Here is a 22,261-nt window from a genome sequence, read left to right on the forward strand (position 1 = left end):
TCATGACGTTATCGATTGTTGGACGCTGTGCGCAAACCGGCCAGCTGGGCATTGCGGTCAGCTCGTCGAGTATTGCGGTCGGCGCACGCTGTCCGTGGCTGCGCGCCGGCGTCGGCGCGGTCTCCACGCAGAACATCACGCTGCCGGCGCTGGGGCCGCGCATCCTTGATCGGCTGAGTCAGGGCGAGACGGCGCAGCAGGCGCTGCAGAGCGGTCTTGCCAGCGATGACTTTTTTGATTATCGCCAGGTTACGGTGCTGGCGGCCGACGGCAGCAGTGCCTGCTTCAGCGGAACGCACACGCTGGGGGTGAATCACGCGCTGTGCGGCAGCGACTGCGTAGCGGCCGGTAATTTGCTGGCGAATCCCGAGGTGATTGCGGCGATGGTCAGCGCGTTTGCGCAGCAGCCGGGCGAACTGGCCGCACGGTTAATCGTGGCCATGCAGGCCGGGATGGCCGCCGGAGGCGAAGCCGGGCCGGTTCATTCGGCGGCGCTGGCAGTGGTGGGCGAACCGTCGTGGCCGCTGGTTGATCTGCGCGTTGACTGGACGGAGGGCGATCCCATCGCGGAACTTCATCAGCTGTGGCTGGCCTATCAGCCGCAGATGCAGGATTACCTGACGCGCGCGCTCAATCCCACGCTGGCACCCCGTTACGGCGTGCCGGGTGATGAATAAGCGTGAGGAGACGCGATGCTGACCAGCCGTAACCTGCTCGAACATCTGGTGGCTTTCGACACCACCAGCCGCGAATCCAACCTGGCGCTGATCGATTTCTGCTGGCGCTACCTCAGCGGGCTGGGCGTGACCTGTGAACTGATGCACAACGCAGAACGCAGCAAGGCCAATCTCTATGCGCGGCTCGGGCCAGCCGGCAGCGGCGGGGTGATGCTATCGGGCCACAGCGATGTGGTGCCGGTTGATGGCCAGACGTGGACGGTGCCGCCGTTTGCGCTCACCGAACGTGACGGCAAGCTGTACGGACGCGGCACGGCAGACATGAAAGGCTTCCTCGCCTGCATGCTGGCTGCTGTGCCGCATTTTCTCGCCCAGCCGCTGCGTCAGCCGCTGCATCTGGCTATCTCCTATGACGAAGAGGTGGGTTGCCTCGGCGTGCGCTCGCTGGTGAAGGCGCTGGCGCAGCGCAGCGATCGACCGGCGATCTGCCTGATTGGCGAGCCGACAGAACTGCGTCCGGTGCTGGGCCACAAAGGCAAGCTGGCAATGCGCTGCGAAGTGCAGGGCGCGGCCTGCCACTCGGCTTACGCGCCGCAGGGCGTTAATGCGATTGAATACGCCGCGAAGCTGATCCAGCGCTTAACCGTCATCGGTGAACGTCTGGCGGCGCCGGATCGGCAGGATGCGCGCTTCGATCCGCCATTTACCACCGTGCAAACCGGGGTGATCCACGGCGGACGCGCGCTGAACATCGTGCCTGACGCCTGCAGTTTTGATTTCGAAGTGCGCACGCTGCCGCAGGAGGATGCGCAGCAGGTGGCAGAGGAGCTGGTGGCGTATGCGCAGCAGACGCTGGAGCCGCAGATGCGCGCGGTGCAGCCCGCCAGCGCCATCCGCTTCTCGCCGCTCAGCGCCTATCCAGGACTGGATACCGCCGCGCACAGTGCCGCGGCACAGCTGATTGCCCGGTTGAGCGGCAGCGACAGCTTCGGCACCGTGGCGTTTGGCACTGAAGGCGGACTGTTTGCCGCCGCCGGCATCCCCTGCGTGGTGTGCGGTCCCGGCAGTATGGAGCAGGGCCATAAGCCCGACGAATTTATCACCCTCGCACAGCTGGACGCCTGTGACAGCCTGTTACGCCGGCTGGCGACCTGGATGTGCGAATGAACCCGCGACGAGCCACCCCGTCCGAATCCGGAGATTGTATGGTCAGTGCAGAAGTAACCCCGTTTCCGCAGCCGCTGTCATCGGCACCGCATAAGGCCAACGTGGCGGTGCAGCTGGATGGCGTCCTGAAGCGCTTTGGTGATGCCATCGCGCTGCATAAAATTTCTCTCACCATCCACGAAGGTGAGTTCATTACGCTGCTCGGCCCGTCCGGCTGCGGCAAAACCACGCTGCTGAACCTGATGGCCGGCTTTGCCGAAGCCGACGGCGGTGAGATTTTTATCGATGGCGACCTGGTAACGGAAATCCCGCCCTATCAGCGCGAGATCGGCATCGTGTTTCAGAACTACGCGCTGTTTCCGCACATGACGGTGGAGAAAAACGTCGGCTACGGCTTGCGTATGCGCGGCGTGCCGAAAGCGGAAATCGCCGAGCGGGTCGGGCAGGCGCTGGCGCTGGTGAAGCTGGCGGGGTACGGCCAGCGCAAGCCGCGTGAACTGTCCGGCGGGCAGCAACAGCGCGTGGCGCTGGCACGCGCGCTGGTGATTCGTCCCAAAGTGTTGCTGCTGGATGAGCCGTTCTCCGCGCTGGATAAAAATCTGCGTTTATCCATGCAGGTCGAGCTGAAAGCGATTCAGCGTAAACTCGGCGTGACCACGGTCTTCGTCACCCACGATCAGGGCGAAGCGCTGAGCATGAGCGACCGCGTGGTAGTGATGTCGGCCGGACACGTGCGCCAGATTGGGCCGCCGGATGAGATTTATCGCCGCCCGCAGGATCCGTTTGTCGCCAGCTTCGTCGGTGACGTGAATATTCTGCCGGGCCGCTACGCCGGCCGTGACACCAGCGCGCTGCTGGAGCTGGGCGGCAACACGCTGCGCCTGCCGGCCAAACGGGTGCAGGCCAGCGTCGGCGACCGGCTCGATGTGTATGTGCGTCCGGAAAATGTGCAGCTGACGCCGCTCGGTCCGCAGGCGCTGCTCAGCGCCACGGTGCTGACGCACGTGTTTCAGGGCGATCACGTTGACGTGCACCTCGATATCCCGGCGCTCGGCAGTGCCTCACTGTTTGCCCGTCAGTCCGGACTGGAGGCGCTGACGCGCTGGCCGGTCGGCAGCGTGGTGGGGCTGACTTTTGATGATGAGGGCGTTTGTGCCTTCGCCAGCGACGCACAGGGTTAACGCATGACAACGGAAACCATGACGGCGATCATCGCCGCACAGCCGGGTGGTGCAGAGGTGCTGACTGCGGTGCAGCGTCCGGTGCCGCAGCCGGGACCGGGCGAAGTGTTGCTGCGCGTGGTCAGCGCAGGGGTTAACCGGCCTGATATTCTGCAGCGCAACGGCATGCCACCGCCGCCAGGCTGCAGCGATATCCTCGGGCTGGAAGCGGCGGGCGTCATCGTTGCGCTCGGCGCAGGCGTCAGCGAACTGCAGCCGGGCATGGCGGTGATGGCGCTGCTGAGCGGCGGCGGTTATGCACAATACTGCGTGGCGCGCGCCGACCTGTGCCTGCCGGTGCCGGACACGCTGCCGCTCAGCCACGCGGCGGGGTTTCCCGAAGCCGCGTTTACCGTCTGGCACAACCTGTTTGAGCTGGGCCGTCTGATGCCGGGCGACAGCGTGCTGATTCACGGCGCGGCCAGCGGCGTGGGCACGCTGGCGATCCAGTGCGCCCAGGCTTGTGGCGCACGGGTGATTGCCACCGCTGGCGGTGCGGAGAAAATTGCCGCGCTGCAGCAGCTGGGCGTGTGGCGCGCCATCGATCGCCATAGCGAAGATTTTGTGGCGGTGATTCAGACGCTGACCCGGGAACGCGGCGTGGATGTGGTGCTGGATAACGTCGGCGGCGACTACATTGCGCGCAACCTCAGCGTGCTGGCAGCGGGCGGGCGGCACGTCAGCCTCGCCTTTATGCAGCGGGCCACGGTGGAGATCGATTTACAGCTGATCATGCGCAAAGGCTTAAGCCTGACCTCTTCCACGCTGCGACCGAAAAGCGCGGCGGAAAAAGCGCGTCTGGCGCAGCGCGTGCGCGCCCATCTGCTGCCTTTACTGGCCGCCGGGCGTATCACGCCGCGCGTGCATCAGCGATTGCCGCTGACGGCCGCCGCGCAGGCGCACCGCATCCTTGAAGCCAATGCCAATATCGGCAAAGTGCTGCTGCTGCCAGATGCGGAGGCCATGCCATGATGGAACTCTATTACGCCTCTACCTCGCCTTACGTGCGAAAAGTGATGGTGTGCGCCCGGCTGCTGGGTCTGGCGCCGGAGATCACCCTGCTGGCGTCGGCGGCGCACCCCATCGAGCGCGATGCGCGCATTGCCGCGTTTAATCCGCTGGCTAAAGTGCCGGCGCTGCGCACCGAACAGGGGCTATGTTTATACGACAGCCGGGTGATCTGCGAATACCTTAACCACCGCGCCGCGGGCCAGTTGCTGCCGGCAGACGGCGAGGCGCGCTGGCTGTGCCTTACGCGCCAGGCGCTGGGTGATGGACTGCTGGACGCCGCGCTGCTGGCGCGCTACGAAACCAGCGCCCGCCCGCTGGAAAAGCAGTGGTCAGCGTGGCGCGATGCGCAGCTGACCAAAGTGGCGGCTGCGCTGGCGGCCATTGAGCAGCAGGCGGAGGCGTTCAGCCGCACGCCCGACGATCTCGGGTTGATCGCCATCGGCTGCGGATTGGGCTACCTCGACTTCCGTTTTGCTGAACTCAACTGGCGCGCCACGCATCCGCAGAGCGCCGCCTGGTTTGCCCTTTTTGACGCGCATCCGGCGATGGCCGCGACGCGCCCGCACCTCTAACGGAGCCGCAATGTCTCAGATTTTCTTTCTCAATGGGCCTAATGCCAATCTGTACGGCATGGATCGCCACGGTACTTACGGCAGCGACAGTTTCGCCAGCATCGGTGAGCGCTGTCAGCGGCGCGCCGACGCGCGCGGCCTCAGGCTGCAGTTTCGTCAGAGCAACCATGAAGGGGTGCTGGTGGACTGGATTCAGGAAGCGCGCCAGCAGGCAAACGGGCTGATCATCAATGCCGCCGGGTTGTCGTATCGCTCGGTGCCGATTCTGGATGCGCTGCTGATGTTCGATGGTCCGATCATCGAAGCGCACATGAGCAATATCTGGCAGCGCGAGCCGTTTCGTCATCAGTCGCTGGTGTCGAAAGCCGCCACCGGCGTGATCGCCGGGCTGGGCGCGCTGGGTTATGAACTGGCTATTGATGCGCTGGCGACGCTGCTACAGGAGTCCAGCACATGACGACTCTGGTGTTTTACAGCGAGTTCGACAGCTTTGAGGCGTGGTCGGCGCTGCTGGCACCGCAGTTACCGGATGTCGCTATCTGCCGTGCCGATCAGGTTGCGGATGCCGATAGCGTGCAGTTTGCGCTGGCGTGGAAGCCGCCGCGCGGCTTTTTTGCCCCGTATCGCCAGCTGAAATTGCTGGTGAATCTGGGCGCAGGCGTCGACTCGCTGGTAGGGCGCGACGACCTGCCTGACATCCCGATCGTCCGGCTATCGGACCCGGATATGGCGCGCATGATGGCCGGTTACGTGCTGTTTGCCGTGCTGCGTTACGCGCGTAACATACCGGCATTTGAGCGCGCACAGCGTGAACGTCGCTGGCATTATCTGCATCCGCGCGAGCCGGCGTCGATTCGCGTGGGCGTGTTGGGGCTGGGCGAACTGGGTGCGTATGCGGCGCGCGAACTGGCGCGTCAGGGCTTTGACGTGCGCGGCTGGTCGCGGTCGCCCAAAGCGCTGGACGGCATTCATTGCGTCAGCGGCATACAGACGCTGGATGCGTTTCTGGCCAGCAGCGACATTCTGGTGGTGATGCTGCCGCTCACGCCTGAAACCCACGGATTGCTGGATGCGCAGCGTCTGGCACGGTTGCCGCCGGGCTGCGCGCTGATCAACGTGTCGCGCGGCGCGATTGTCGATCAGCCCGCGCTGACTGCGGCGCTGCAGAGCGGACAGATCGGGCACGCCACATTAGACGTGTTTGATCGCGAGCCGCTGCCGCCCGACGATGCGCTGTGGGGCATGGAGAATGTGCTGATCACCCCGCATCTGGCGTCGGTAGCGATCCCGGCCAGCGCCGCGCGTCAGGTGGCTGATAACATCCAGCGAGTGATGCGCGGCGAGCCGGTGCTCAACCAGGTGTTTCCCGCGCGGGGTTACTGAGCGCGTCAGGCGACGCGCACCACCTGCGGGTCGAAGTAGCTTGGCGCGGCCATGCCGGGAATGTATTGATCGGAGATGAACATGCGGCAGCGTTCGGCGAAGGCGTTGACCACCATCGACTGCTGCACGTGGGCCACCGTGGCGTATCCCAGCAACATCGGCCGGTTCACGCCGGCAAGGCGCACGCGGATCACCCGTTTGCCATCCTGCGACAGATTGGCTTTGGGCCGCACATTGGCGATGCCAAATCCCACGCCGTTGGCCACCATCGCGCGTACCACTTCCATATTGCCGGAGCGCATTACAATGTTGGGCGTAACGCCTGCTTCGCTAAACAGGCTGAGAAAATATTCGCGGCTCCACGGCATATCCAGCAGCACCATCGGCACCGTAGCGAGATCCTGAATGGTCACCGCAGACTGACTGGCAAACGGGTGATGTTCACCGACCATCACATACGGCGGCAGCTGCGCCAGCGACTGAAACGCGATGTCGCTGGCCGGCACCAGATCGTAGGTCAGCGCGATATCGATATCGGCGGCGCGCAGCTGTTTCAGCAGCTGTTCATGATTGCCCTCCACCAGCGTGATGCGCACACCGGGGAAGGCGCGGCCAAAGCCAAACACCAGCTCCGGCGTCAGCATCGGGGCCAGCGTGTCGAGACAGCCGACGCGCAGCGGGCCGCGCACGTTGTTCAGCGACTCTGAGGCGATGGTATACAGATTCGACATCTGTTCCAGAATCAGCTTCGCCTCTTTTAAAACCTGATGGCCAATGGCGGTGAGCGACACGCCCTGCGCGTGGTGGCGCACAAACAGCTGCACCCCCAGCTCGGATTCGATGTGGGTAATGGCGGCAGAGATCGACGGTGACGATACGTGAATACGTTCGGATGCGCCAATAATGCTGCCGGCTTCGCCGGACGCGACGAAGTATTCCAGCTGGCGCTGGGTGATGCGACTGAGCATGCAGATTCTCCTGGTGTCGCCAGCGCGATCTTGTCGCGCCGGCTTTTCTATTTACCCCTGTTTCCATGCATTTATCATGCCGGACAGCGAATAGCAGCATAATCCCCTGCCTGACCCTTCACGCCCATTCGCTTCTGCCTCACTAAGGCTTAAGAAAATCCGTTGCAAAGCAGCGACTTTTTTAGCGTCAGAAATTCCGATGCAACGGCGAGGAAAAGGCTGTTTTACCGCAGCAGCGGCCAGCGGCAGAATCGCTGTGACACCTGCTTTTCACTTTCGCACTGTTTTGGCGCAGCGCGCCGTGGCGAATCAACGGTGGTTCAGAGCAGCGATAACAGCCTTTTCATTCACTGGGGACAAAAATATGTTGCGTAAGATGTGTGCCTTAACGTTGTTAACCACGGGAATTCTGAGCGCAGGGAATGCCATGGCCGCCGACAAGCTGATTGTCAGCACCTGGGGCGGCAGCTTTAAAGATCTGATCGATCAAACCATCGCCAAAGAGTTCACCAAAGAGACCGGCGTCGAAGTCCAGTTCGTCACCGGCGGCACCATCGATCGCCTTAACAAAGCCAAACTGGCGGGCGGTTCGCCGGAAACTGACGTGACTTTCACCACCGCGCACGTCGGCTATCTGTATGCCAACAGCGGCCTGTTTGAGAAGCTCGATATGAGCAAAATCCCTAACGCGGTCAATCTGGTGCAGCAGGCCAAAGTCAGCCCGTATCATCTTGGCGTGTGGGGCTACGTCTACACCATCGGCTACCGTCCGGATCTGGTGCCGAAAGGGGAAACCTTCACCAGCTGGAACGACCTGTGGAAGCCGGAGCTGAAAGGCACGCTGGCGCTGCCCGACTGGGATCCAAGCCACATCATCGCCGTGGCCGCCAAACTCTCCGGCAGCGATGCGGCGCACTGGCAGCAGGGCCAGGCGAAGCTGAAAGCGCTGATTCCTAACATCAAATCGTTCTACACCGATGATGCCAACAGCCAGCAGCTGATCTCCACCGGAGAAACGCCGGTGCAGGTGATGCTGTCGATGAACGCCTACAGCATGATTGCGGAAGGGGTTAACATTAAGCTGGCGATACCGAAAGAGGGTGCGATCCTCGGCGTGGATACCGTCGGCATCAATAAAGGCAGCAAACATGCCGATCTGGCGTACAAGTTCATCAACATCGCGCTGAAACCGGAAATTCAGCAGCAGGTGGCGAAGATCTATCGCGGTAGCCCGACGGTGACCAACGCGCATATCGATCCGGAGCTGGCGAAGCTGCCAGGCATGCTGACCACGCCGGCGCAGTGGAATGCCACCATCAATACCGATCCCCAACTGCGTGCGGAGAAAACCGCCGAGTGGCGTCAGTGGTTCTCTGAAAACATCATGTCTCACTGATTGTCCTGGTACTGCGGCGGGGCGGGTGCCTCACCGTAGCCGGTAACACCTATGCAGGCAGTAACGTCCATGACGAAAAAACCGACATTTTTACCCTGGTTCATTCTTCCCGCCACGCTGACCGCGATGGGGCTGGTCGTCGCGATGTTTGCGGTGATGCAGTTCAGCGTGCGCGCGTACATCCCCGGCTCGCTGGATGTCGGCGGCTTTACGCTGGCCAATTTCAGTGGCCTGTTCAAACGCATCTACGGCGATGCGTTTCTCAATACCGTGCTGCTCAGCGCCAAAACGGCCTTATTTGGTTTGCTGATGAGTTACCCACTGGCCTATGCGCTGGTGCGCACCCGCACTGCGTGGATCAAATCCACCATTCTGATCATCGCGATTACTCCGCTATTTTTGGGGGAAGTGGTGCGCACCTATTCGTGGATTATCGTGCTGGGTAACAGCGGCTTTCTTAATAGCCTGCTGCTGGCGCTGGGCATCATCAGCCAGCCGATCCAGTTTATGTTTACCCAGACCGGTGTGGTGGTCGCGCTGGTGCATGTCACCATGCCGATCATGGTGCTGATGCTGGCGACGGCGCTGTCACACATCAATCCGGACTACGAAAAAGCCGCTACCAGCCTTGGCGCCGGGCCGGTACGCGCGCTGCTGACGGTGACCATTCCGCTGTCGATTCCCGGCATCATCGCCAGCCTGACCACCGCGTTTGCCTGGACCTTTAGCGCTTTCGCGACGCCGCAACTGATTGGCGGCGGACGCGTCAGTACCGTGGCTACGCTGGTGTATCAGCTGGGCTTCTCCTCGATGAACTTCCCGTTTGCCGCAGCGCTGAGCATTGCTGGCCTGCTGCTGACCATTCTGCTGCTGCTGGCGCTGAAGCGCATGACGCGCTTCCTGCATGCCATGGGAGGGCACTGATATGACCCGTTCTCACAACGACAAACTGATTGCGCTGCTGGGCAAACTGCTGGTGATCGCCATTCTGACGTTTGTCATGTTGCCCACCGTCGTGGTGTTTATCTCGTCGTTCAGCAGCACCTCCGTGCTGTTTTTCCCGCCGAAAGGCTGGTCGCTGCGCTGGTTTGAGCGGGCGCTGAGCTACGACGATTTTCGTCACGGCTTCTGGTCCGGACTGATTGTCACAGCATGGGCGTCAACGCTGGCGGTGGTCATCGGCGCCACGCTGGCGATTGCCATCGAGCGCTATCGCTTTCCCTGCAAACAGGTGCTGGAGAGTATTCTGCTGTCGCCGCTGTTTATTCCGCATTTCACCATTGGCCTCGGCCTGCTGATGCTGGTGTCGCAGCTCAATCTGGGACGCGGCTACGCGCTGGTGATTTTCTGCCATGTGGTGTTGGTGCTGCCGTTCGTGCTGCGCAGCGTCTATGTATCGCTGAAAAATCTCGAGCAGCGGATAGAACTGGCGGCGGCCAGCCTCGGCGCATCGCCGCTGCGCGTGGTATGGACCATTACCGTGCCGCTGATTCTGCCGGGCCTGTTTGGTGGCTGGCTGTTCGCGGCAATTCTCTCTTTCAATGAATTTACCGCCTCGCTGTTTATTACCACCCAGGCGACGCAGACGCTGCCGGTGGCGATGTACAACTACGTGCGTGAATTTGCCGACCCGACGCTGGCGGCGCTGTCGGTTATTTATATTGTGGTGACCGCCGCGATGTTAATTATCGCCAATAAGTTTTTCGGGCTGGGAAAAATATTAAACGTTGAGGCCGGGCATTAATTTCGCTGTGCCATTAAGCCGCCGTTAAACATGACAACCTGGTGTTAATCGCCAGCGGCGCAATATTTGCGCCGCGCTGGTGGCATGCCAACTATTCGGGGATGACCTATGTCAGTAGAAAAAATCAATACCGTGATCGTCGGAGCGGGCCAGGCGGGTATCGCCATGAGCGAACATCTGGCGCAGATGCAGATCCCGCACGTGGTGCTGGAGCGCAGCCGCATTGCCGAGCGCTGGCGCTCCGAACGCTGGGACTCGCTGGTGGCCAACGGCCCGGCGTGGCACGACCGCTTTCCTTCGCTGAAGTTTGATAACATTTCGCCGGAGGCGTTTCCGCCGAAAGAGCGCATGGCGCAGTATTTCGAGGATTACGCAAAGATGCTCGACGCGCCGGTGCGCACCGGGGTTGAGGTACAGCAGGTAACGCGGCTGCCCGGACGCAGCGGCTTCCGGGTGGTGACGTCAGTGGGAGAATTCGACGCGGACAATGTGGTGGCTGCCACCGGGCCGTTTCAGAAGCCCGCGTTCCCGGCCATCGTGCCTGAAGGCGCGGTGCCGCAGCAGATCCACTCATCGGCGTACAAGAATCCACAGCAGCTGGCGCCCGGTGCGGTGCTGGTGGTCGGTGCGGGTGCGTCCGGCACCCAGATTGCCGAGGAGCTGCGTCAGGCCGGCCGCGAGGTGTTTCTGTCGGTCGGTGAGCACTACCGCCCGCCACGCGCCTATCGCGACCGTGATTACTGCTGGTGGCTTGGCGCGCTGGGGCTGTGGGACGAAGTGAAAATCAAGCCGAAGAAACAGCACGTGGCCTTTGCCGTGAGCGGCTATGAAGGCGGTAAAACCGTGGATTTCCGCCGGCTGGCCCATATGGGCATTACGCTGGTCGGCATCACCGAGCGCTGGGATAACGGCGTGCTGCGCTTTGCGCCGGGGCTGGCAGAGAATATCGCTGAAGGTGACAGAGCCTATTTCGAGGTGCTGCGCGATGCGGATGCGTACATTGAGCGCAACGGGCTGGATTTACCGGCCGAGCCGCAGGCGTGGGAGCTGTTGCCGGATCCGGACTGCCTGTTAAATCCGCTGATGCAGTTGGACGTGCAGGCGGCGGGCATCAGCACCATTATCTGGGCTACCGGGTTTAAATTTGATTTCAGCTGGCTGCAGGTGGATGCGTTTGATGAACAGGGCCTGCCATTCCACAAGCGCGGTATTTCTGCCGAGCGCGGTATTTATTTCCTTGGCCTGCCCAATCTGGTCAACCGGGCGTCGTCGTTTATTTACGGCGTGTGGCACGATGCGAAATATATTGCCGACCACATCGCGCTGCAAAATGCCTATTCGGATTACGTGAAGTCGTAATTATTTTCCAGGTGCGCATGAATGCGCACCCTACGGAAGATTCACAAAGCCCGCACGTACTGTTGCCTTGCAACCTTTGAATTAGCACGATAAATCGTGCCGCTACACCAGGTGCGGTTAGAAGATGCAGTAATCACAACGCGCACAAACCGTAGCGGCGCAATTTATTGCGCATTGGGCAGCAGCGCAGCGGACAACCAGCACGATAAATCGTGCCGCTACACCAGGTGCGGTTGCAAGATGCAGTAATCACAACGCGCACAAACCGTAGCGGCGCAATTTATTGCGCAACAGGCAGCAGTGCGATGGACAACCAGCACGATAAATCGTGCCGCTACAACAGGTGCGGCTGGAAGGTGCAGTAATCACAACGCGCACAAACCGTAGCGGCGCAATTTATTGCGCATCGGGCAGCAGCGCAGCGGACAACTAGCACGATAAATCGTGCCGCTACACCAGGTGCGGTTGCAAGATGCAGTAATCACAACGCGCACAAACCGTAGCGGCGCAATTTATTGCGCAACAGGCAGCAGTGCGATGGACAACCAGCACGATAAATCGTGCCGCTACACCAGGTGCGGTTGCAAGATGCAGTAATCACAGCGCACACAAACCGTAGCGGCGCAATTTATTGCGCATTGGGCAGCAGCGCGGCGGGCAAATAGCACGATAAATCGTGCCGCTACACCAGGTGCGGTTGGAAGACGCAGTAATTACAACGCGCACAAACCGTAGCGGCGCAATTTATTGCGCATCGGGCAGCAGCGCGGCGGACAACTAGCACGATAAATCGTGCCGCTACACCAGGTGCGGTTGGAAGGTGCAGTAATCACAGCGCGCACAAACCGTAGCGGCGCAATTTATTGCGCAACAGGCAGCAGTGCGATGGACAACCAGCACGATAAATCGTGCCGCTACACCAGGTGCGGCTGGAAGATACAGTAATCACAGCGCGTACAAACCGTAGCAGCGCAATTTTATTGCGCAATCTGACACAGCATTCAGCCAATCCTGAGACAAAAAAATGCCGGTGGGCGATGGCTCGCGCACCGGCATCGGTTCGATTGACTCAGCGATGGCCTATTACAGCGCCATATCCTGCTTCGCGGACTCTTCGCGCGGTTTGGCCTGCGCAGGTGCCGACTGCTGATCGTCCATGTTAATCACTGGCGGTTTGGTCAGCTGCAGCACGGATGCGGTATTATCCCATACCTGCTGGGTCAGCGCGGTATTGCCGTTCAGCTTCTGGCCGAAGCTTGGCACGATAGCGCGGATCTTCTGCTGCCACTCCGGTGACGCGAACTGCTGCGGGAACAGCTTCTGCATCACGTTAAGGGTGATCGGTGCCGCGGTAGATGCACCCGGTGAAGCACCCAGCAGGGCCGCCACGGTTTTCTGCTGATCGGTCACGATTTCGGTACCCAGCTTCAGCACGCCGCCTTTCTCAGCATCTTTCTTGATGATCTGCACACGCTGGCCGGCCTGAATCAGTTTCCAGTCCTCTTTACGCGCGTTCGGGTAGTACTCTTTCAGCGCGGCAAAGCGGTCGTCATCGTTCAGCATCACCTGACCAATCAGGTATTTCACCAGGTCAAAGTTATCGATGCCCACGTGCGTCATCGGCATGAAGTTGCTGGTGGTGGTGGCGCTCAGCAGATCAAACAGCGAACCGTTCTTCAGGTATTTGGTTGAGAACGTGGCGAACGGCCCAAACAGCACCACTTTTTTACCGTCGAGGTTACGGGCATCGATGTGCGGTACCGACATTGGCGGTGCGCCTACGGAAGCCTGACCATACACTTTCTGCAGGTGACGGCTGGTGATTTCCGGGTTTTCGGTCATCAGGAACGAACCGCCCACCGGGAAACCGCCGTAGTTATCGGCTTCAGGAATACCGGTTTTTTGCAGCAGCTTGATCGCCGCACCGCCCGCGCCGATGAATACGTATTTCGCATCAACTTCACGGTTTGCGCCGCTCTTCACGTCTTTGATGGTGACGTGCCAGGAGTTGTCGCTGTTGCGTTTGAAATCGGTGACTTCAGAGGAAGTTTCCAGCTTGAAGTTCTGATCTTTCTGCAGGCTGCCGATCAGCTGACGGGTAATTTCACCGTAGTTCACATCGGTACCCACCGGCGTCCAGGTGGCGGCCACTTTCTGATTCGGATCGCGACCTTCCATCACCAGCGGTGCCCATTGCTCGATCTGTTTGTGATCGGTAGAGAACTTCATGCCCTGGAACAGGGTAGTTTTCTGCAGCGCCGCATAGCGTTTGGTCAGGTATTCGACATTTTTGTCGCCCCAGACAAAGCTCATGTGCGGGGTGGAGTTGATGAACGAACGCGGATCGTGCAGCACGCCACGCTGTACCTGGCTGGTCAGGAACTGGCGGGTAATCATGAACGATTCATTGATTTCCAGCGCCTTGCTCACATCGATGGAACCGTCTGCACGCTCTGGCGTGTAGTTCAGCTCCATGTTGGCAGAGTGGCCAGTACCGGCGTTATTCCAGCCGTTAGAGGATTCCAGCGCGACGCCGTCGAGACGCTCAACCATCAGTTGTTTCCAGCCCGGTTGCAGCTCCTGCAGCCAGGTACCGAGCGAGGCGCTCATGATACCGCCGCCAATCAGCAGCACGTCGGTTTTTTCTGGTGCGTTCTCAGCGTGAACCGCTGAAGAGACAAGCAGTGCCGTCAGCGAAAGCGCGGACACAAGTTTTTTGGTCTGAGTCATGCCAGTCCTGTTTATTCTTTGCAGATGAACGTTAAAAATTCGGTTGGCAAATTAAAAGATTGTTACGAAAAGATTAACTTGTTTTTAGTTAATTAACTATTGATGGCAATTAATTAACTTTCATAAAAGCGGGATGGCGAAATAAACGGCAGGAATACAGCAGAAATGCGGGAAAAAGCAACAATATATCCGCTAACGGAGCGCGGTTATTATTTATAACGACGGGCACGACTTAGGTCAAATTAAATCCGCTGCCGCGATGACAAATCATGCACTATCACTGCACGGAGCGTGTTGATGATCTGACGCCGAATGGGTTTACCCTAAGGTCTCTGATGACTTGTTTAACTTTCGCGTGGACATGAGCATGGCGGGCAAAACCCTGTATGAAAAGCTGATCGAACAGCATGTGGTACGTCACCTGGACGATGAGGGGCACGTGCTGCTCTACATCGACCGGTCAATCCTCAATGAGTACACCAGCCCGCAGGCGTTTAGCGGTCTGCGCGACCGGTCGCGGCGCGTGCGCCATCCGGCCACTATTTTACTCAACGTCGACCATGTGAACCCGACGCGGCCAGTGCGCGATGCGGCGATGACCGACGCTGGCGGTCAGCTGCAGGTCGATTACTTCCGCAAAAATGCTGAACACTTTGGCATCGAGCTGTTTGACGTGCTCGACCCGCGACAGGGCATTGAACATGTGGTGGCGCACGAGCAGGGGCTGGTGATGCCGGGGATGGTGATTGCCGCCGGCGACAGCCATACCACCACTTACGGGGCGTTTGGCGCGCTGGGGTTCGGCATCGGCACCTCGGAAATCGAGCACCTGCTGGCGACACAGACGTTGATTTATCGCACGCTGAAAACCATGCGCGTTGAAGTCACCGGCGAGCTGCCGTTTGGCTGCGCCGCCAAAGACATCGTGCTGGCGTTGATCGAACAGATTGGCGCATCCGGCGCTACGGGGTATGCGATTGAGTTTACCGGCAGCGCGATCGATGCGCTGAGCATGGAAGGGCGTATGACGCTGTGTAACATGGCGGTAGAAGCCGGTGCGCGCGGAGCGATTATCGCGCCGGATGACAAGGTCTACGCGTATATTGCCGGCAAACCGCAAATGCCGGTGGGCGAACTGTGGCAGCAGGCGCTGGCCGAGTGGCGCAAGTTGCGCAGCGATGATGATGCGGTATTTGACCGGCAACTGACCATTGACTGCAGCGATCTGGAACCGAAAGTCACCTGGGGCATCAGCCCGGATCAGGCCTGCGCCATCAGCGGCCACGTGCCTAATCCGGCTGACGAACCCGATCTGGTGAAACAGCAGGCGATGAAAAATGCGTTGCATTACATGGGGCTGCAAGCCGGCACGCCGCTGGCCGACATTGCCATCACCCACGCGTTTATCGGCTCCTGCACCAATGGGCGCATTGAAGATTTGCGCGCTGCGGCAGCGGTGATTGGTACCCGCAAAATCGCGCCGCACGTGCGCGGCATCATCGTGCCGGGCTCAACCCAGGTACGGCAGCAGGCGGAGGCGGAAGGGCTGGCTGCCATTTTTATCGACGCCGGCTTCGAGTGGCGTCAGTCGGGCTGTTCGATGTGTCTGGCGATGAACGAAGATGTGCTGGCACCGGGCGATCGCTGCGCATCGGGCACCAATCGTAACTTTGCCGGCCGTCAGGGCGCGGGCGCGCGTACTCACTTAATGAGTCCGGCGATGGTTGCCGCCGCTGCGCTGGCGGGCCATCTGGTTGATGTTCGTCACTATCTGCAATCCGGGGTTTAATATGCAAGCTTTCACTACCATCACCGGCAAGCTGGCACCGCTGCCGGCTGCTAACATCGATACCGATGTGATTATGCCCAAGCAGTTTCTCAAAGGCATTGACCGGCAGGGGCTGGACCGCGGCGTGTTCTTTGACCTGCGCTTTCTGGCCGACGGTGCACCAAACCCTGATTTCATCCTCAATCAGCCGGGCTGGCAGAACGCGACGTTTTTGCTAGTCGGCGCCAATTTTGGCTGCGGCTCCAGCCGCGAACATGCAGTGTGGGGGCTGAATCAGCTGGGCATCCGCGCGATTATCGGCACCAGCTTCGCCGGCATTTTTGACGACAACTGCCAGCGTAACGGCGTGCTGACGCTGAGCCTGAGCGAGGCGGATTATCAGCGTCTGAGCGCGGTGGCCGCCGATGCGCAGCGCAACACCATCAGCGTGTCGCTGGAGCAGCAAACCATTCAGTTCGCGGATGAAGTGATTCACTTTACGGTGAGTGCCCTGAAGCGCGAAATGCTAATCGGTGGCGGCAGCGCGGTGGACTGGACGCTGCAATATGAAGCGGATATCAGCCAGTTTGAAGCGCAGCACTTTGCGCAGCGTCCGTGGCTGCAGCGCACCAGGGAGCAACCATGAGTAAGATTATCGATCGCGGCCCGTCGCCGTTTATCGCCGGTTTTACCCTGCAGGATGTGACGCTGGATAATGGCGTTACGCTGCGCGTGGCCAGCGGCGGCAAGGGCTCGCCTTTACTGATGCTGCACGGCCATCCGCAAAATCATCTGGCCTGGCGTAAAATCGCACCGCAGCTGGCGCAGCATTATCAGGTGATCCTGCCGGATTTGCGCGGCTACGGTGACAGCGACAAGCCCGCCAGTGACGCTGAACATCTGCCGTATGCCAAACGCAGCATGGCACAGGATATCAGTCAGCTGATCGACGCGCTTGGCCTGCAGCGCGTGGCGTTTGTCGGCCACGATCGCGGCGGGCGCGTCGGGCACCGGCTGGCGCTCGATCATCCGGAGAAAGTCAGCTGCTGCGTGTTTGTCGATATCGCACCCACTGCCACCATGTACGCGCTGACCGATCAGGCGTTCGCCACGCGCTACTTCTGGTGGTTCTTCCTGATTCAGCCGCATCCGCTGCCGGAAACCATGATTGGTCACGATCCGGCGTTCTTTTTGCGTAAACACATTGATGGCCAGCTGAAAACGCCGGGAGCGACCGAAGCGGCGATATTCGAAGATTATCTGCGCTGCTATCGGGATCCGGCGATGATCCACGCGGTATGTGAAGATTATCGCGCCGCCGCCAGCATCGATTTGCAACACGATGCCGCTGACAGCAACCGGCGCATTGCCTGCCCGCTGTTACTGCTGTGGGGCGAAAAGGGCACGGTCGGTCAGCTGTATGATGTGGTGCACACCTGGCAGGACAAGGCGCTGCAGGTGCAGGGCGAGGCGTTACCGTGCGGCCATTCACCGCAAGAAGAGGTGCCAGAGCGGTTTCTGCACTCGCTTCAGCGCTTCCTGGGATCTGTGTTATAACCACGTGGCGTTCACTCACCATGTGCTGTTATGAAAATACTGCTTGCCGGAAAAAGTTATCAGAAGCCGTTACAGGGTTGGCCGTCGATTGAAGACCTGTACGTGTTTATCAGCGTGGCGCGGCATGACGGTTTCGGCCGTGCGGCGATTGAGCTGGGTCAGTCACCGTCTTACATCAGTAAACGCATCGCCATTCTGGAAAAACAGCTGGAGACGCGGCTGTTTTTCCGCACTAACCGCGTGATGCGCCTGACGCCGGAAGGTGAAAAAGCGCTGGAGGGCGCGCTGCAGGTAGTGCAGGAAATGGATGGCTTTCTCAATAATTTCCGTCAGTGGCGCGGCGAGCTGACCGGGGAAATTACCGTCGGCTGCTCATTTGGTTTCGGTCAGGACTATTTATCGGATGCGGTTTCGGCATTTATTCACCAGCATCCGTCGCTGAATATTAAACTGATGCTAAGCGATCGGGCATTCGACCTGCTACAGAGCGGCACGGATGTGGAAATCTGCGTTGGCGACGATCTCAATCCTTCCTATATTGCCCGCCGGCTGATTGCCAACCGGCGCATTTTATGTGCCGCGCCGGCGTATTTATCCCGCGCCGGTATGCCAGCCTCGCTGGATGCGTTAATTCATCACAGCTGTCTGATCATTAATGAACGCGATAATTCATTTGGAAACTGGGCATTGACCAATGGCGAGCAGCAGGTATTGTGTCGCCTGAACAGCCATTACTCTTCCAATAGCGGCAAGGTGATTCTGCACTGGGCGTTGCAGGGGCATGGTATTGCGCTGCGTTCAGCGTGGGATGTGGCGCCGTATCTGGCGACGGGCGAGCTGGTGGCGGTATTACCGCAGTGGTATCAGGAAGCCAATATCTGGGCGGTGTATACGCAACGCGCCGCAGAATCGCAGCGTATTAAAGTTTTTCTCGATTTTCTCGCCGCCTATTTTAATGAAAAAAGCCTGCCGGAAATGACGGGCAGGCCATAAACAGAAAAACGCGTTAATCCCGGCATCAGCCGTAAGCCACTTTGTCATTGATGTGATACAGCGTGGCAGTGGCGGCCATCACGTGCTGGCCGTCGTGGCCCGGCTCATGTGATTCAACGTCGGTGATGTGATAACCGACGGCTCCGGCCGCCTGGGCTTTTTTCACAATGGCGTCTGTTAACTCTTCCATTGACGTGGCCCAGCTTACAGTAGTGACACCCGCCGGATGGATTGAAGATAATTCGCGGTGCGTCAAATCGGCGCGAATTAAAACCGGTTTAACATTTTGCGGCGTAAAAATGGAAATCACATCGTTAATTAACGCTTTCATGGTCTTACTCCTCAAAAATAACAACAGAGCCGGAAGTGAATTAACCGATCCTGAGATCGTTGTTTATTGGTTTATACATTCCGGCAAAGCGCACGGTGAATCATCATGCCGGTAGGGTTAATAAACACCTTTTGAGGTTATGCGTTTTAGCTTTAATTGCTAATCAGATGTTAAGAAAAGTTCCGCCACAACTCCGGTAATGTTTCGCTAATATTTTTTCATCTGCTTACATTTGCCATTAAAAAAGTCGGTGCGTCATGTGCGGGCAAATCCGGCCATCCGTGGCCCTGCGGCTTAAAACTCGCGCTGGCCGCCCAGTTCGATCACCCGGTTGGGCGGAATATGAAATTGCTCATGGGCGCGCAGCGCGTTGCGCTGGCAGAAGTGAAAAATCCCGCCGCGCACCCGCGCCAGACCGCGGCGTTTTTTCATCACCAGCGTATCGTGCGCGGTAAAAAATGATGCTTCATTCACCGTGCAGCCAAAACCTTCCAGTCCGCACAGATGCAGAATCTCGGCCATCGACGGCACTTCACGCCAGCCGTAGGCGGCAGTGACCTGCCAGAACGACGGCGACAATTGCGTAATGCTGATGCGCTGCTGGTTATAAACGCGCGGCGTGTCGGTGGTGCGGATATGCAACAGCACCACGCGGCGGTGCAGCACGCGGTTATGCTTAAGGTTGTGCAACAGCGCCTGGGGAATTTCAAACTCCTTGCGCGCGAGGAAGATGGCGGTGCCCTCGACGCGGTTCGGCGGATTGCTCTCCAGCGATTTCACCAGCGCCAGTAAACCGTCCTGATCGTTATTCAAACGGCGAATCAGGCGGTTACGCTCGCTGCTCCAGATTAGCATCAATCCCATCATGGTCAGCGCCAGCAGCACCGGCACCCAGCCGCCGGACAGCAGTTTCATCAGGTTGGCGATGAACAGCGGCACGTCAACCACCAGCATACACAGCAGGAACAACAGCGCCAGCGGCAGCGGCCAGCGCCAGTTACGCAGCGCCACCACGCCCGCCAGACAGGCCGTGATCACCATGGTGCCGGTCACCACGATGCCGTACGCCGAGGACAACGCTGACGACTGACGGAAAGCCAGCACAATCAGCATCACGGCGGTGAACAGCAGCCAGTTCACCACCGGAATGTAAATCTGCCCGGACTCAGTATGCGAGGTAAAAATGATGCGCATCGGCGGTAAAAAGCCCTGGCGAATGGCCTGATGCGTCAGGGTATAGACGCCGGAAATCACCGCCTGCGCCGCGATGACCGTGGCCAGCGTTGACAGCACAATCAGCGGAATCTGCGCCCAGCCGGGGGCCAGATTAAAGAACGGATTGTTCAGCGCCTGCGCATCGGCGATCACCAGCGCGCCCTGGCCGAAGTAATTCAGTATCAGCGCCGGCATGGCGATCACCAGCCAGGCGAGACGAATCGGCGCTTTGCCCAGGTGGCCCATATCCGCATACAGCGCTTCCGCGCCGGTCACCGCCAGCACCACCATGCCCATCGCCGCGAGCGAGAGCGCTTTGTGGCTGAGCAGGAAGGTCAGTGCATAGGACGGACTGAGCGCCTGCAGCACTTCCGGGTTGAGCAGAATACCGCGTATGCCAAGTGCGCCGATGGCCACAAACCAGACAAACATCACCGGGCCAAACACCCGGCTGACCTTTTCCGTGCCGTGTTTCTGGATAATGAACAGCAGCGCGAGAATGGTGAGCGCCAGCGGCACCACATATTTTTCCAGCCCGGGCGAGACCACCTGAATCCCTTCAATGGCCGACAGCACCGAGATGGCCGGGGTGATCACGCCATCCCCATAGAAAAATGCGCCGCCAATCAGACCGGCCAGCACGATGATATGCCCGGCTTTGCGGCCAACGTTGCGGCGTGCCAGTGACATCAGGGTGAGTATGCCGCCTTCGCCGTCGTGGTCGGCGCGCATCACGAAGCAGACATATTTCAACGTGACGATGAGCGTCAGCGCCCAGAAGATCAGCGACAGAAAGCCCATCACCGCCAGCGCCGACGGCGCGCCGTCCGGCAAAATCGACAGACACTCTTTCAGGGTATACAGCGGGCTGGTACCTATATCACCAAACACGATGCCGGCGGCGGCCAGCATGCCAGCAGGCAGAGACTGTTTCTCTGATTGACTCATACATTTCCTGTTTTTTCAGGGAGAAAGGGCGAGCGCCATCAACCGCACTGGCGTGTCGCAATCACCCACTTTTATGCTGGCGAAGATAGCGTTTCAGCGGCGTAATCGGTAGGGGTTGGCGTTTTTTTGTACGCGATTTTTATACCAATCGACCAAATTTTTACGCCATTTTTACACCGCTGCGCCTTTTTCAACCTGAAGTGTAGACGATTCAGACAGCAGCAGAAGCGGGCTGGCTGGCAGAAAATGGGATGGGGGAGCGGGGGCTTTGCGGTGGTGGGAGATGTCCAGGTGCGCATGAATGCGCACCCTACAATATTGTGGCGGGTTCGCGATTAATGAGAACCGCGATTGATATAGGGTCGCCATTTATGGCGACCGCATACGCTTACCAACCCTTAATAATATCGCCTTTATAAATCTCGTTGGCTTTATCCAGCACCGGCTGGGACTGGAACGCTTCTTTCAGCTTCTGCACGTTCGGGCTGTCTTTATTATCTTCGCGCGCCACAATCGCATTCACGTACGGCGACGCTTTGCCTTCCATAAACATCCCGTCACGCGAGGCGGATAAATTCACCAGCGCGGCAAAGTTATTATTAATGATCGACAGATAAACCTGCGGATCGTCCAGCGTGCGCGCCAGCTGCGGCGTATCCACTTCCACAATCTTCAGCTTTTTCGGGTTATCGGTAATATCCAGCGTGGTCGGCAGCAGACCGGCTTCGGGTTTCACCTTCAGCAGACCCTGCGCCTGCAACAGCAGCAGGCTACGCCCCAGAGTGGTCGCTTCGTTAGACACGGTCACGGTAGCGCCATCCGGCAGATCCTGCAGTGATTTAATCTTGCGTGAATAACCGGCAATCGGGAACACGAAGGTATTGGTCACGACGGCAAATTTATATCCGCGCTCTTTGGACTGCATCTCCAGATAAGGCAGGCTCTGGAACGCGTTGGCGTCCACGTCTTTATTGAATAGCGCTTCGTTCGGCTGCACGTAATCGTTAAACGCCACCACATCAACATCGAGCTGATATTAATCGTGTGCCACCTGCTTCACGGTCTGCCACAGCGCCTCATCCGGTCCGGTATTGATCGCCACTTTGATTTTGTTGTCGTTGTGGTTGTCACAAGCGCTGAGCAGGGTGACAGAGGCCGCCAGCAGGGCGGTAAGCCATGTTTTATTCATTGTTTGCAGGTTTCCTTATGTTTGCAGGAAACC

19 protein-coding genes and 1 pseudogene are annotated in these 22,261 nt (G+C 59.2%); 15 read left to right on the plus strand and 5 right to left on the minus strand.

Annotated elements, in window-relative coordinates:
- The first annotated feature begins 2 nt into the window (after positions 1 to 2).
- From E7738_RS21760 to E7738_RS21790, 7 genes are read left to right on the plus strand one after another with little or no spacing between them, the layout of a single operon-like run.
- Positions 3 to 677, plus strand: a complete 675-nt coding sequence (locus E7738_RS21760) for a DUF1028 domain-containing protein (protein WP_394516442.1) — start codon at positions 3 to 5, stop codon at positions 675 to 677.
- Between the two features lie 15 nt (positions 678 to 692).
- Positions 693 to 1,844: an acetylornithine deacetylase gene (argE, locus tag E7738_RS21765; RefSeq protein WP_058775061.1), complete on the plus strand. Its 1,152-nt coding sequence runs from the start codon at positions 693 to 695 to the stop codon at positions 1,842 to 1,844.
- 38 nt (positions 1,845 to 1,882) lie between these two features.
- Complete coding sequence (locus E7738_RS21770) at positions 1,883 to 3,025, plus strand: ABC transporter ATP-binding protein (RefSeq protein ID WP_394516443.1); 1,143 nt, start codon at positions 1,883 to 1,885, stop codon at positions 3,023 to 3,025.
- 3 nt (positions 3,026 to 3,028) lie between these two features.
- Positions 3,029 to 4,036 (plus strand): NAD(P)H-quinone oxidoreductase, encoded by a 1,008-nt coding sequence (locus E7738_RS21775; RefSeq protein WP_394516444.1) that lies wholly within the window; start codon positions 3,029 to 3,031, stop codon positions 4,034 to 4,036.
- Entirely contained in the window at positions 4,033 to 4,647 is a 615-nt protein-coding gene (locus E7738_RS21780; RefSeq protein ID WP_394516445.1) for a glutathione S-transferase, read from the plus strand. The genes E7738_RS21775 and E7738_RS21780 overlap by 4 nt, the downstream gene beginning before the upstream one ends.
- A gap of 10 nt (positions 4,648 to 4,657) precedes the next feature.
- Positions 4,658 to 5,104 (plus strand): type II 3-dehydroquinate dehydratase, encoded by a 447-nt coding sequence (locus E7738_RS21785; RefSeq protein WP_394516446.1) that lies wholly within the window; start codon positions 4,658 to 4,660, stop codon positions 5,102 to 5,104.
- Positions 5,101 to 6,030, plus strand: a complete 930-nt coding sequence (locus E7738_RS21790; RefSeq protein ID WP_394516447.1) for a 2-hydroxyacid dehydrogenase — start codon at positions 5,101 to 5,103, stop codon at positions 6,028 to 6,030. The genes E7738_RS21785 and E7738_RS21790 overlap by 4 nt, the downstream gene beginning before the upstream one ends.
- A gap of 5 nt (positions 6,031 to 6,035) precedes the next feature.
- Here E7738_RS21790 and E7738_RS21795 read toward each other — a convergent pair whose 3' ends face one another.
- The gene (locus tag E7738_RS21795) at positions 6,036 to 6,998 is read right to left on the minus strand and encodes a LysR family transcriptional regulator (RefSeq protein WP_021509493.1); all 963 of its coding nucleotides are present in this window, start codon (positions 6,996 to 6,998) and stop codon (positions 6,036 to 6,038) included.
- A gap of 364 nt (positions 6,999 to 7,362) precedes the next feature.
- Between E7738_RS21795 and E7738_RS21800 the strand changes: the two genes are divergently transcribed.
- The 4 genes from E7738_RS21800 to E7738_RS21815 all read left to right on the plus strand — a co-directional run bounded on the left by E7738_RS21800 (position 7,363) and on the right by E7738_RS21815 (position 11,497).
- On the plus strand, positions 7,363 to 8,394 hold the full coding sequence (locus E7738_RS21800) for a polyamine ABC transporter substrate-binding protein (protein ID WP_058758799.1): 1,032 nt from the start codon (positions 7,363 to 7,365) through the stop codon (positions 8,392 to 8,394).
- Positions 8,395 to 8,463: 69 nt separating this feature from the next.
- Positions 8,464 to 9,318: an ABC transporter permease gene (locus E7738_RS21805; protein ID WP_021509491.1), complete on the plus strand. Its 855-nt coding sequence runs from the start codon at positions 8,464 to 8,466 to the stop codon at positions 9,316 to 9,318.
- Position 9,319: 1 nt separating this feature from the next.
- Complete coding sequence (locus E7738_RS21810) at positions 9,320 to 10,138, plus strand: ABC transporter permease (RefSeq protein WP_058775057.1); 819 nt, start codon at positions 9,320 to 9,322, stop codon at positions 10,136 to 10,138.
- Positions 10,139 to 10,246: 108 nt separating this feature from the next.
- Positions 10,247 to 11,497, plus strand: coding sequence for a flavin-containing monooxygenase (locus E7738_RS21815; protein WP_394516448.1), 1,251 nt, complete (start codon positions 10,247 to 10,249; stop codon positions 11,495 to 11,497).
- Positions 11,498 to 12,580: 1,083 nt separating this feature from the next.
- Here the strand turns inward: E7738_RS21815 and mqo are convergent.
- Positions 12,581 to 14,227 carry a malate dehydrogenase (quinone) gene (mqo, locus tag E7738_RS21820; RefSeq protein WP_021509488.1) on the minus strand — a complete coding sequence of 549 codons (1,647 nt, stop codon included), beginning with the start codon at positions 14,225 to 14,227 and terminating at the stop codon, positions 12,581 to 12,583.
- Positions 14,228 to 14,594: 367 nt separating this feature from the next.
- Here mqo and leuC point away from each other — a divergent pair, with 367 nt between their 5' ends.
- From leuC to E7738_RS21840, 4 genes are read left to right on the plus strand one after another with little or no spacing between them, the layout of a single operon-like run.
- Complete coding sequence (gene leuC, locus E7738_RS21825; protein WP_264240625.1) at positions 14,595 to 16,016, plus strand: 3-isopropylmalate dehydratase large subunit; 1,422 nt, start codon at positions 14,595 to 14,597, stop codon at positions 16,014 to 16,016.
- 1 nt (position 16,017) lies between these two features.
- Positions 16,018 to 16,641: a 3-isopropylmalate dehydratase small subunit gene (gene leuD, locus E7738_RS21830; RefSeq protein ID WP_058775054.1), complete on the plus strand. Its 624-nt coding sequence runs from the start codon at positions 16,018 to 16,020 to the stop codon at positions 16,639 to 16,641.
- Entirely contained in the window at positions 16,638 to 17,552 is a 915-nt protein-coding gene (locus tag E7738_RS21835) for an alpha/beta fold hydrolase (protein WP_394516449.1), read from the plus strand. Before leuD ends, E7738_RS21835 begins: the two co-directional genes overlap by 4 nt.
- Positions 17,553 to 17,582: 30 nt before the next feature.
- Positions 17,583 to 18,545, plus strand: coding sequence for a LysR family transcriptional regulator (locus E7738_RS21840; protein WP_021509484.1), 963 nt, complete (start codon positions 17,583 to 17,585; stop codon positions 18,543 to 18,545).
- A gap of 25 nt (positions 18,546 to 18,570) precedes the next feature.
- On the opposite strand, the gene E7738_RS21845 is transcribed toward E7738_RS21840, so the two are convergent.
- From E7738_RS21845 to E7738_RS21855, 3 genes and pseudogenes are all read right to left on the minus strand, one after another.
- The gene (locus tag E7738_RS21845; protein ID WP_058770126.1) at positions 18,571 to 18,876 is read right to left on the minus strand and encodes a YdgH/BhsA/McbA family protein; all 306 of its coding nucleotides are present in this window, start codon (positions 18,874 to 18,876) and stop codon (positions 18,571 to 18,573) included.
- A 294-nt stretch (positions 18,877 to 19,170) separates the two neighbouring features.
- The gene (kup, locus tag E7738_RS21850) at positions 19,171 to 21,039 is read right to left on the minus strand and encodes a low affinity potassium transporter Kup (RefSeq protein WP_215787831.1); all 1,869 of its coding nucleotides are present in this window, start codon (positions 21,037 to 21,039) and stop codon (positions 19,171 to 19,173) included.
- 388 nt (positions 21,040 to 21,427) lie between these two features.
- Positions 21,428 to 22,228, minus strand: a pseudogene (locus E7738_RS21855) (MetQ/NlpA family ABC transporter substrate-binding protein).
- Between the last annotated feature and the right edge of the window lie 33 nt (positions 22,229 to 22,261).

Source organism: Pantoea sp. SGAir0430, from assembly GCF_043549295.1.